This window comes from Endozoicomonas sp. SESOKO4 (assembly GCF_024606275.1).
In genome coordinates, this window is record NZ_JAHHPS010000159.1 from 1 (window position 1) to 10,873 (window position 10,873).

Annotated in this window: 9 protein-coding genes; 5 read left to right on the forward strand and 4 right to left on the reverse strand. The window is 47.2% G+C overall.

Annotated elements, in window-relative coordinates:
* Nucleotides 1-947 (reverse strand): OmpP1/FadL family transporter (locus tag KDK16_RS02975; protein WP_257274608.1); only part of this gene is annotated, 947 nt, incomplete at its 3' end.
* A 702-nt stretch (nt 948-1,649) separates the two neighbouring features.
* On the opposite strand from KDK16_RS02975, the gene KDK16_RS02980 reads away from it, so the two are divergent.
* From KDK16_RS02980 to KDK16_RS03000, 5 genes are all read left to right on the forward strand, one after another.
* Nucleotides 1,650-2,267: a trimeric intracellular cation channel family protein gene (locus KDK16_RS02980; RefSeq protein WP_257274609.1), complete on the forward strand. Its 618-nt coding sequence runs from the start codon at nt 1,650-1,652 to the stop codon at nt 2,265-2,267.
* A 156-nt stretch (nt 2,268-2,423) separates the two neighbouring features.
* Nucleotides 2,424-3,710 (forward strand): OmpP1/FadL family transporter, encoded by a 1,287-nt coding sequence (locus tag KDK16_RS02985; RefSeq protein WP_257253514.1) that lies wholly within the window; start codon nt 2,424-2,426, stop codon nt 3,708-3,710.
* A gap of 78 nt (nt 3,711-3,788) precedes the next feature.
* A complete protein-coding gene (locus KDK16_RS02990; protein WP_257253515.1) occupies nt 3,789-4,361 on the forward strand; it encodes a hypothetical protein in 573 nt (190 codons plus the stop codon).
* A 79-nt stretch (nt 4,362-4,440) separates the two neighbouring features.
* Nucleotides 4,441-5,775: a hypothetical protein gene (locus tag KDK16_RS02995; protein WP_257274611.1), complete on the forward strand. Its 1,335-nt coding sequence runs from the start codon at nt 4,441-4,443 to the stop codon at nt 5,773-5,775.
* A complete protein-coding gene (locus tag KDK16_RS03000) occupies nt 5,768-6,541 on the forward strand; it encodes a VacJ family lipoprotein (RefSeq protein WP_257253517.1) in 774 nt (257 codons plus the stop codon). The genes KDK16_RS02995 and KDK16_RS03000 overlap by 8 nt, the downstream gene beginning before the upstream one ends.
* A 74-nt stretch (nt 6,542-6,615) precedes the next feature.
* On the opposite strand, the gene yaaA is transcribed toward KDK16_RS03000, so the two are convergent.
* From yaaA to KDK16_RS03015, 3 genes are all read right to left on the reverse strand, one after another.
* On the reverse strand, nt 6,616-7,389 hold the full coding sequence (gene yaaA / locus KDK16_RS03005) for a peroxide stress protein YaaA (RefSeq protein ID WP_257253521.1): 774 nt from the start codon (nt 7,387-7,389) through the stop codon (nt 6,616-6,618).
* A gap of 125 nt (nt 7,390-7,514) precedes the next feature.
* Nucleotides 7,515-8,912 carry a phosphomannomutase CpsG gene (locus KDK16_RS03010; RefSeq protein ID WP_257253518.1) on the reverse strand — a complete coding sequence of 466 codons (1,398 nt, stop codon included), beginning with the start codon at nt 8,910-8,912 and terminating at the stop codon, nt 7,515-7,517.
* 226 nt (nt 8,913-9,138) lie between these two features.
* Nucleotides 9,139-10,542, reverse strand: coding sequence for a PhoH family protein (locus tag KDK16_RS03015; RefSeq protein WP_257253519.1), 1,404 nt, complete (start codon nt 10,540-10,542; stop codon nt 9,139-9,141).
* Between the last annotated feature and the right edge of the window lie 331 nt (nt 10,543-10,873).

The following is a 10,873-nucleotide window of genomic DNA, read 5'->3' on the forward strand; positions in this document are numbered from 1 at the left end:
CTGCTGACCTCATCGGAGGTAAACTTAATCTGTTCGTTATTGCTGTAGTCGGTGTATGTGATCTCACCGAACAGGGTCCAGTGTGGAGCTACCTTGTAATCGATGCCGGTAGAAATTTGCATGGGCAGAGCTGTTTCTGCGGTCGCATCTTTATCGCTGAAATCAAGAGGAATTTGGCCAGCAAATCCAGGAGCACCGGATCTGAAAGATGTTTTGCCATCTGCTTCAATATCGACTTCAGAACGGTAGTTGATCCCCCAACCCCAGCGGTCGTCATCTGAGCGGTACATCGCACCCAGACGAACACCGAAGGTATTGTAACCGGTCATATCGTTGTAGCCCACTGCTGCACCTACAGCCCCATTCGCTAAATTTGACATCAATTCGATATCAGCAGCGACGTAAGTCAGGCGGTAGGTACCCCCAACGGACCAGTTGTTGTTGATGCGATAAGATAATCCCAGACCCGCTTCAATAATCTTGATGTCAGTAGAGTAGTCGTCTGTAACGGGTCGTACGCTGCCAACAGTCAGATCTTCATACTTGGCAGCAGCACCACCAGAGGCATAGATACCGTAACCCAGAGTGAACTTCTCATCCAGTATGGTCAGACCTGTCAGGCCGCCAGCCGGAGAGAAGGTGGTATCGCCATCAGTAAAATTGACACCATTCGCCGGACTACTGACTTTGTTAAAGGTAGGAGATAAGTGCAGAGCAATATCATCAGACTCCGCAAAAGCCAGACCGGCCGGGTTAAAGAAGATCGCACTGGAATCATCGACAGAAGAAACAGCTGCACCTGCCAATGCAGTGTATTCGGCATCCCAGAGAGTCGCTTTTTCAAAACCACCGGCTACTGCCTGACCTGCTGAAACAGCAACTGCCAGAGAGGAGGCCAAAGCTAATGGAGTGAGAGAAAAATGCGAGGAACGAGTGTGGCTTTTCATTATAACTCCTGACGTCGGCAAGACCTGAGGCGACTCCTTGTTACAAAAAGAAATTACCAACAGAGAGAACTTCTTTTTTCATTAACAAGTGATATGAGACTGCCTGATTGCGAACGTTGTTTGCTCTTTTCGAGTCTTCTCAGGTTCGCTGGTCGAAGGGCCGCTAGTCTTTTTGTGCTTATTATTAGTGTGTGTTGTCGTTTAAAAATGTCCGCTTGTTGAATGACGTTTTAACGTGCTTTGAAACGGGTATTTGAAACGACAGTACGAAATATCTCTGTTTAGAGGAGTCGAGTCAAGACAGGGTTGGGTGTTAATTAAAATTCGAATAGTATTCGATTTTCATTTTAATGAATTTAAGCTGTTTTGATTCGGTCTTATATTGCTAACTTTTTGATATTTAATGATTTTTATAAAAGGATGAGATTTGAATTAGCATCAGAAAAAGATGTAAAAAAATTGAAAAAAATTTGCAATTAGAGAGTCAGATTGCTCTCTAAGTCTTGGTAATTGCGTCAGGTTGAATACTTAAGATGTTTTTTATATAAATGAAAGACAAGTACTAATGAGGTCATCCGGACCTGCATAAGCCTCCGTAGTCTGAGGAAAGTTCCTGTTCAATTAAGTAAGCGTCCTGATATGGGGTATGTGGCCTTGGGCGTATAATTTTAATATTAATTAATCGGACTCACTCTTTTTTTCATGCTGCTTTACATTCTGGATTTATTTGGCACCGCTGTCTTTGCCATCAGCGGCGCCTGGCTGGCCTGTCGTAAAGATATGGATATCTTTGGTGCCATGGTTCTGGCGTTTGTCGCTGCCGTGGGGGGGGGGGGCACGATTCGCGATGTCCTTTTAGGCGGCACACCGGTTTTCTGGGTACAGGATCACGATTACGTTCTGGTCATTCTGGTCTCAACCCTGTTGGCGATTTTGATAAGACGCTGGCATCAGAAAACGCATCATATGATGTTGATTTCTGATGCGCTGGGTCTGGCTGTATTTACGGTGATTGGTGTCACTAAAGCTCTGGATTTCGGCGCTTCAGCCATTGTCGCTGTCATGATGGGGGTTCTCACCGGCTGTGGCGGTGGCGCTATCCGGGATCTGCTGTCTGGTGAAGTGCCACTGGTGCTGAAAAAAGAGGTGTATGCTTTTGCCGCTATGGCGGGTGGTGCTCTCTTCGTTGCATCAGAGTCTTATATTGGCGTCAATATGGCCACATTGTTGTCTGCGGGTCTGGTTCTGTTACTCAGACTGTTGGCTCTTTATAAGAAATTATCTCTCCCTCGTTTTGACCTGCCACCCATTTCCCGATGACTTTAACGCGCTCTGACATATAGCTATTTGATCAGAGCTCCCATGCTTTTAATAACTGTTGTTTACTAATCGTCGTTTATGCCTTTAAAAAAAGGCAGCGAAGCGTTTCTGCGTCTATACCTTTCAAACCAACACACAACACAATGAGGTTTGAAAATGACTTTGTGTTTACGACAGAGGGTGGCTGTTCTGTCACCTCTTCTTGCCGCTATGGCCGTTTCCTTTCATTCTGGCAGTGTCTACTCTGCGGGTTACGGCGTTTATGAAAACTCAGCCAGCTACATGGGCACAGCCTATGCGGGCAGGGCTTCCAACCCCCAGGATGCTTCTATTGCAGCCAATAATCCTGCAGGTATAGCTTATGTTGAGGGTATGCAGGTTTCTGTGGGTTCTGCTGTCATTCTTGAAGGAGGGGAATTTGAGGGTCAGCATACAGCGGGTGGAACGGTGATTGCCCAGGGTAAGACGGAAGATTTCGTGTCAACAAGCGGGATTCCTTTTGGGCATTTTGTTATGCCACTGAATGAGCAAATCAGCTTTGGTATAAGTGGGTATGCTCCTAATGGTATTGAGCTGGATTATGACAAGGATTGGGCGGGTCGTTTCTTTGGTAATAAAACCAGCGTTAAAACCGTGAGCCTGCAGGGAACGGTTTCCTATAAATTTCAGGAAGACCTTTCGGTTGGGTTTGGGTTAATTGGTTCCTATGTGGAGGGGGAATTAACTCAAAATGTCAATCCCCTTGTGCCTGCTGCAAAAGCAAAGATTGAGGGTGATGCCAACGCATTGGGTTGGACTCTGGGAGCACTGTGGAATGTTTATGATAAAACCTACGTTGGCCTTGCTTACTTCTCAGAACTTGATTTTGAAATCGAGGGAGATGTAAAAGTTGAGGGTCTGGCCCCGGTTGAGTTGAAATCAGATGCAAAGCTCGATATCACTATGCCAGAAAAAGCGGCTCTAAGCCTGACTCATGAGCTAAACGATGAATGGACTCTCATGGCTGAGGCCACCTGGACCCGTTGGAGCCGGTTCGAGGAATTTTATGTCAGAGCCGATAATTCTGCCCTGTCCAGCTACGTCCCAATCAACTGGAAAGATGTTTGGGCCTGGAGTTTTGGTGCGACATGGCAAGTACTGCCAGAGTGGAAACTGAGGGCAGGCTATATGTTTGATGAGTCCCCCGTCGATGATGACAATCGTACAGTCCGTACACCGGATTCGGATCGTAACTGGTTTACCGTGGGAGCAAACTGGAGGCCTGATACCAACATCTCCGTTGATATTTCCTATGCATATGTGAGTCTGAAAGAAGGTAAAATCAATGAATCCAAGTACAGCCCGGATCAAAGGGCTACTCCAAATCCTTTTTACGGCACAGTAACAGGCGATTACAAGAACAGCTCCAATATTGTAGCTGCACAATTGAATTATATTTTCTAGACTTGTTCCGTCTGCGACCTTGCCTGTCTCTGCAGGCAAGGTCTTGGTGAAGGTTTTTCAGAACCAGGGAATAAGTCGATGAAATCAGTCTTTAACAACAAAACGATTAAAAAAAGTCTCAAGATGGCCGCGTTAGTGGTGACAGCAGGTACTCTGGTTTCGGGGTATGCATACCAGCCTGTCGGCGAAAAAGATGAAGTCATTACCGAAAAGCGTACAGTTGATCAGGACAAAATCTGTCAGGATCTTGGGCATCTTTTTACCAAGAGCCGGGATGGCTTTTCGGATATACGTAAACAGCCTTCTTTTTACAATAAGATCACCATCTGGCAGACAGACTATCAACCACTGAACGGTGGCTGTGAGGTTTGGCAGTGGTCCAATCGCTATAGCTATGTATGCAGTCGAGTCCTGCCTGATGAGCAGACTGCGACTCTGGCTTTTGACGAAGCCAACCGTATCATCGGTCAATGTCTGCCCAGGAGTTGGAGTCAAAAGGAGGTGACATTGCCAGACCAGAAAGGCGAAAAAATTCAGTATTCCATCAATGGACAGGTCAGGGGCTCTCTGGAAAAGGTCAGTACTGGTGGCCTGTTTTCCAAAGACTGGACGGTTTACCTGTTGATTTCATCGCCGGAAAACACTCAGTAGTAATGATATGACTGGAAGAGGGGCGTTCTGTCCGTTGGTCCTCACGGACATTGTGGGGTGGGCAGGATGTTTTTCGAAGTTGCGAAGTTGCATTATTGCCATTTTGAAAAAACTTTTATTACTTCTGTTTCCTTTCTATTTGGGCACTTCGTGGGCTTATGACTTTCCTATCAGGGATCCATTTCTGGCCACCGTCGTTGGCACTCCGCCCGGGCAACAGGTGAAGCTGGGGCAGGGTACTGTCCGTGAGGCGATTTTAGGATTGGCTGACGAAACCATTAAGGGGGCGCCGGGTATATTCTGGGATGTGATGAAACCCCGTTTCAAATTGGCCTGGCAGGAGCAACCTGCTCCGTTGATATTTATCATTGCAGGTACTGGGGGGCGTTTCGATACCAGTAAGGTCGAGTTCCTGAAAAAGGTTTATTATCAGGCCGGCTTTCATGTCATTCAGATCTCATCCCCCACCAGTTACGACTTTGTTGTTTCCAGCTCCCGAACTCATCGGCCCGGCCTGACCCGGCAAGATTCAGAAGATATCTATCGTTTGATGAAAGCGTCTGTCAAGCGGGTCCTCTCCTTTAAAAAACTGGAGATTAGTGGCTGGTATCTGACAGGTTACAGCCTTGGCGCTCTCAATGCTGCGTTTGTAGCCCGAATAGACAGCGAACAGAACGCGTTTGGCTTTGAACGAGTATTGTTAGTGAACCCTCCTGTTGACTTGCGGCGCACCGTCGATAGCCTTGATCGTTTACTACAGGTGGATGTGCCGGGCGTTGACAGTGCAACAACGCTTTTTAATCACTACTTTGACAAGCTGGCTGCCTATTTTAAAGCTCATAAAAGTATTGATTTGGATGAACCCATGCTGGTTCAGGTGATGAAAAGCACTTATGCCATGAGCAGAGAAGAGCTGGCGCTGCTGATAGGCGTCAATTTCAGGCTGGTAGTAGCGTCCCTTTATTTCACTTCTGCTGTCATGACCTGGGACGGCAAACTGATCCCCGGATATTTCAGGCTCACGCGAAGTGATAGTCGAACTCCTTATTTTAAGCGGGCTATGTTTTGCGGTTTTGAATGCTACATCGATAATGTGCTGATCCCCTACGTAGAGAGGCAGAAGGGAATCCACTCCGGTCAGAAAAAATCCCTCCGAATGCAGCGCACTTTTATCTTTGAGCAGAGCGGTCTGCCTCGCCTTAAGACCTGGCTGAAGCGTGCCCGCCATGTTGGTGTGATGCACAATGTGGATGACTTTATTATTGATAAGAAAGGGCTCGACTTTCTTTATGACACCTTCAGAGGGCGGATAAAAATTTACCCTCTGGGTGGGCATATGGGCAATCTGAAATACCATCAAAACGTACGGGATATGCTCAGCTTTATGAAGGGTAGGGGGTTCCCTGATGCCTAGAGCCGGGCTCCTGTTGCTGTTTTTTTCTCTCATAGTCTTTAATGTCCTGGCTGATCAGCGTATCCCCTATGCAGATCCTATGGATACTCTGAAGTTCAGAGACACTGATGATGAGCTGTTGGAAAATTGGCATCACAATCCAATGTCTTTTATGGATGTTTATGATCCACTGGAGTCCTTCAATCGCGAGGTGTTTGCTTTCAATCGGCAGTTGGATCGCTATTTTCTTGAGCCTGTTATGCAGCTTTATGAAACGGTGACTCCGTTTTTCGTTCGGATAGGGATTGCCCATTTTTTTCAGAATCTGAAAGAAGTTTCCACTCTTATGAACAACCTGCTTCAGTTTGAGGGTGAGCGAGCTGTCAGATCAGTCGGTCGATTATTCATCAATTCTACTCTGGGTATGTTGGGCTTTTTTGATCCTGCTGAAAGTATGGGGTTGCCCCATCATCCCAATGAATTTGGCAATACTCTGGCAAAATATGGCGTGGGGCCCGGACCTTATCTGGTGGTTCCGGTGATTGGCCCATTCAGTTTGAGGGATGTCAGTGGTCTGGTCGTCGATCTGGTAGCAGAAGATTATATTGATTTTCTTGGGGTGCCTGCACAGGTGTTTAGCGAACCTGAACTGTTTGCTATCTATGGCATTAACTATCGTTACACCGTACCCATGAGCTATGACGATTTCAGTTCGCCCTTCAGCTACGACATCATTCGCTTTCTCTACACCAGAAAGCGGGAGTTGGAAGTGGGTATTATTAAGTAACCGTGAATTGTGTTGGTAATAGAAGGGAAGTGTCTTCCAGCTCAACGGCAATCACGGAGCTGGAAGAAGATAACTTAGACTTCTTTGCGAATAAACACCCACTCCTTGTCATTCGACATGGCTTCGTTATAGCTATAGCCCTCATAATCAAAACCTTTCAGGTCATCGACTTTTTTCAGGCTGTTATCTATGGCATAACGACACATCAGGCCTCTGGCTTTTTTAGCGTAGAAGCTGATGATTTTGTACTTGTCACCTTTCCAGTCCTTGAAAACCGGAGTGATGATCTGACCTTTCAACAGTTTGGGTTTAACAGCCTTGAAGTACTCGTTGGAGGCCAGGTTGACCAGAATGTCGTCTTTTTGGGCAGCCATTTCTTCGTTCAGTTTGTCGGTGATCTGTTCGCCCCAGAATGCATAAAGGTCTTTTCCTGCCTGGTTGGCAAATCGGGTGCCCATTTCCAGACGATATGCCTGCATCAGGTCGAGAGGTTTCAGCAGACCATAGAGACCAGAGAGAATGCGCAGGTGTTTTTGCGCATAATCAAACTGTTTGGCATTCATAGTCTCAGCATCAAGTCCCGTGTAAACATCACCTTTGAAGGCGAGGACAGCTTGTTTGGCATTATCCCGGGTGAAAGGTTGCTGCCAGGCTTCGTAACGGGCTGCATTCAGCTGTGACAGTTTGTCGCTGATGCTCATCAGGCTGCCGATATCTGACGGACTCAGCCTGCGCAACTGATTAATCAGGTCCTGAGACTGGTCCAGGAACTCTGGCTGACTGAACTTTTTCGTCACCGGAGCGGTGTCATAGTCCAGGGTTTTGGCAGGTGACACGACAAAAAGCATATTGGTTTTCTTCCTTAGCACTATGGAACACATCCTAGTTGAGGGCGGAGGTGTTTGGTAGTGAATTGTCTCTATTATGTTGTTAGGCAGCATGAGAGAGCAAGCTGGACCCGGACTTTCAGACACTAATGAGATCGAATGAGGGTCACCAGTTCTGTTGTTTTTTCTTCCATCAGCGCCTGATCTCCCCGGCTTTCCACATTCAGTCGAATGACCGGCTCAGTATTAGACATTCTGAGGTTGAAACGCCACTCTCCCATATCAACGGAGATGCCATCGGTACGATCAATTTCAGCGGCATCTTGTTCGTACCTGATCAGAATGGTCTCAATGGTCTGTGCTGGATTTTCAACTGTGCTATTGATCTCCCCGGAAGCGGGAAATTTGTCTATTCGTTCGGCCACCAACGCAGAGAGTGTCCGACCTTTCTGAGATAATAGTTCTGTAACCAGCAGCCAGGGAATCATGCCAGAGTCACAGTAAGCAAAGTCACGGAAGTAATGGTGGGCACTCATTTCACCACCATAAACGGCATCTTCTTTGCGCATTCTCTCCTTGATAAATGCGTGACCCGTTTTGCAAAGCACCGGCTCTCCTCCAGCACTCCTGACTTGGTCTATGGTATTCCAGGTCAGTCGCGGGTCATGAATGATCTTTGCCCCCGGCGTATGGTTCAGGAAGGCTTCACCCAGAAGACCCACAATATAATAACCCTCAATAAACTGCCCCTTTTCATCGAACAGGAAACAGCGGTCAAAATCGCCGTCCCAGGCTATCCCCATATCGGCCTGATGTTCGAGAACAGCATCGCTGGTTGCCGGGCGACACTCAGGCAACAGCGGGTTAGGAATGCCATGGGGAAAGTTACCATCGGGCTCATGATGAACTTTGATAAATTCAATGGGGACTGAAGTGGATTGAAAACGGGCTTCAATCGCATCAATCACATGGCCTGCCGCACCGTTACCTGCATTAACAACCAGTTTCATGGGCTTTAGCCGAGTAGGTTGGATGTAGCCAAGCATGTGATCAATGTAGTCATCAAGAACGCTGACTTCTTTATAATCACCCTTCAGAGAGCGGTCTGTTATGGGTGAGGCGTCGTTTAATGGTGCAGCAACAAATGTATCCTCGACCAGCTTCTGTATCTCACGCAGACCGGTTTCACCTGAAACAGGTTTACTGTCTTCTCTGACCAGTTTCATGCCATTGTAGTCTCTGGGATTGTGGCTGGCCGTTACCATGATGCCACCATCTACTTTCAGGTGTGACGTTGCGAAGTAGATTTCTTCCGTGCCACATAGACCTATATCCAGAACATTGACTCCGCCCGATCTCAGGCCATCACTCAGTGCGGCTTTCAGGGAGGGTGATGAAAGCCTAATGTCTCCACCAACAACGACGGTGTCTGCTTTTAAGTATTCTGCTGTTGCACGACCAATGCGCCAGGCAATGTCTTCATTCAATTCATCCGGCATGCGGCCCCGGATGTCATAGGATTTGAAGCAGTTCAGAGATTTCATTCATAACATCCGTTTCTGGTGGTGTTCTAATAATACCCTTTTGTTGTGTTAACCCGTAAGTACAAAAGATGTCGCAAAAGTGCAGTGCTTCGCCAATAAGGCGTTAAAAAGTGGTTCAGATTGCTGGTGAGCAGGGCTTTAGGGGGAGGAAAGTTAATGATTAATGGCTGTCGGTTTTTGATAGCCAGACGATCAAGTCTGGCTATCGTTCTGAGGTAAGTGAAAATTATAGATTTTCTTCAGCGTATGCCGCCAGTGGCGAGCGTGGGACTCCCTGTAGTTGGACTGCGCCACCGTGTGGAAAGTTTTTAAATCGTTCAGTCATGTAAGTCAGTCCCGAACTGGTCGGTGCGAGGTAAGGGGTATCAATCTGAGCCAGGTTGCCCAGGCAGATGACCTTACTACCGGAACCCGCACGGGTGATAATGGTTTTTATCTGGTGCGGTGTCAGGTTCTGACATTCATCAATGATGATCAGGCTCTGCTGAAAGCTTCGTCCCCGGATATAGTTCAGGGATTTGAAATGGAGAGGGACCTGCTTGAGAATGTAATCCACACTGCTGTTGGTGGATTCATCGTCGTAGTGCAGGGCTTCGAGGTTGTCAGTAATGGCGCCCAGCCAAGGCTCCATTTTCTCCGCTTCCGTGCCCGGCAGGAAGCCAATGTCTTCATCCAGCCCCCGGGTTGAACGGGTCGCTATGATTCGACGGAACTGTTTGGTGGCTACTGTCATCTCGATCGCTGCAGCCAGGGCCAGAATGGTTTTACCTGAGCCCGCAGCACCGGTCAGGTTGACCAGATGAATGTCGGGGTCCAGTAAAAGATTCAGGGCTATGGCCTGATGAATATCGAGAGGTTGAAGCCCCCAGGCTTCCTGACTCATTAATGCTTCACGGCAGAAGTGTTGCAACTGGACTTCGTCCTGAGTGATGGCGTTCACCCGAGCTACAAATCCAGTGTCGTCCAGTAAAAACTGGTTCAGATGGATGTCCTCTCCGAGCTCTTCTTTCAACAATCGGTGATAGGTATTACTCTCCAGCTGTTCTGTCTGAACCTGGGAAACCCGGTCCCAGAAGTTGCCTTCAAACAGCCGATAACCTTTATTGAGTAAACCAATATCGGAAACCAGCTGGTCGCTGTGGTAATCCTCCGTTGGAATTCCGCATCCCCTGGCTTTGAGACGCATATTGATATCTTTGGTCACCAGGATCACCGGTATACCCGGATGGGTTTCCTGAAAATGACAGATATCGTTGATGATGCGGTTATCGTTATTGCTGGTGGGCAGTGTGGTGATGTTTTCTATACGGTGAGAACTCAGGATTGAGAGAGTACCCTGAGGCTCTGATTTATTACCACGTCTGATAGGAACGCCTGCTTCGATCTCCGAGGGTGAGGCAGTACCCAGTATCTGGTCAATCAGCCTGATGGCCTGTCGGCAGTCAGCGGCGATGGTTTGCTTTCCGTTCTTAAGCTTGTCCAGTTCCTCCAGAACGGTCATGGGGATGAGCACTTGATGCTCTTCAAAGTTGAGGATTGAGTTAGGGTCGTGTATCAGAACATTACTGTCGAGAATGTAGGTGGTTGTTTGGGTTGAGATGATCGGCCTGGCTTGCAAGGCGTTTCCCATAGGCGGTTTCCTCGTCCTTTTTTTGGATCTCTCATATTTGATTCTTATCGAAAACCAGCAAGTCAGCAAGTTTAAATTTCCAATAGAAATAAAAAATTTTAAATACTGATTTTATTATTTTAATAAGTGAAATTTGATTCTAAACTTAGAGGATTACATTCATATTTCTGCTAAATGATACGTCTGGAAATCGTTACAAATTTTTTCGTTTACTCCGCTTTTTCAGGGCCATTTATAGGGGTTGAAAGGCTGCCACCAGCGAATTTCGGTTGAATATTCGCTAGCAGCCTGTCGGACTTAAGCGTCCGTAGCGAGGATTGCAAGAAATTGA

What these genes read in the sequence shown, in the direction of transcription:
- KDK16_RS02980 (WP_257274609.1), top strand. Translation starts at nt 1,650, where the DNA reads ATGCTGCTTTACATTCTGGATTTATTTGGCACCGCTGTCTTTGCCATC.
- KDK16_RS02985 (WP_257253514.1), top strand. Translation starts at nt 2,424, where the DNA reads ATGACTTTGTGTTTACGACAGAGGGTGGCTGTTCTGTCACCTCTTCTT.
- KDK16_RS02990 (WP_257253515.1), top strand. Translation starts at nt 3,789, where the DNA reads ATGAAATCAGTCTTTAACAACAAAACGATTAAAAAAAGTCTCAAGATG.
- KDK16_RS03000 (WP_257253517.1), top strand. Translation starts at nt 5,768, where the DNA reads ATGCCTAGAGCCGGGCTCCTGTTGCTGTTTTTTTCTCTCATAGTCTTT.
- yaaA (WP_257253521.1), bottom strand. Translation starts at nt 7,389, where the DNA reads ATGCTTTTTGTCGTGTCACCTGCCAAAACCCTGGACTATGACACCGCT.
- KDK16_RS03010 (WP_257253518.1), bottom strand. Translation starts at nt 8,912, where the DNA reads ATGAAATCTCTGAACTGCTTCAAATCCTATGACATCCGGGGCCGCATG.
- KDK16_RS03015 (WP_257253519.1), bottom strand. Translation starts at nt 10,542, where the DNA reads ATGGGAAACGCCTTGCAAGCCAGGCCGATCATCTCAACCCAAACAACC.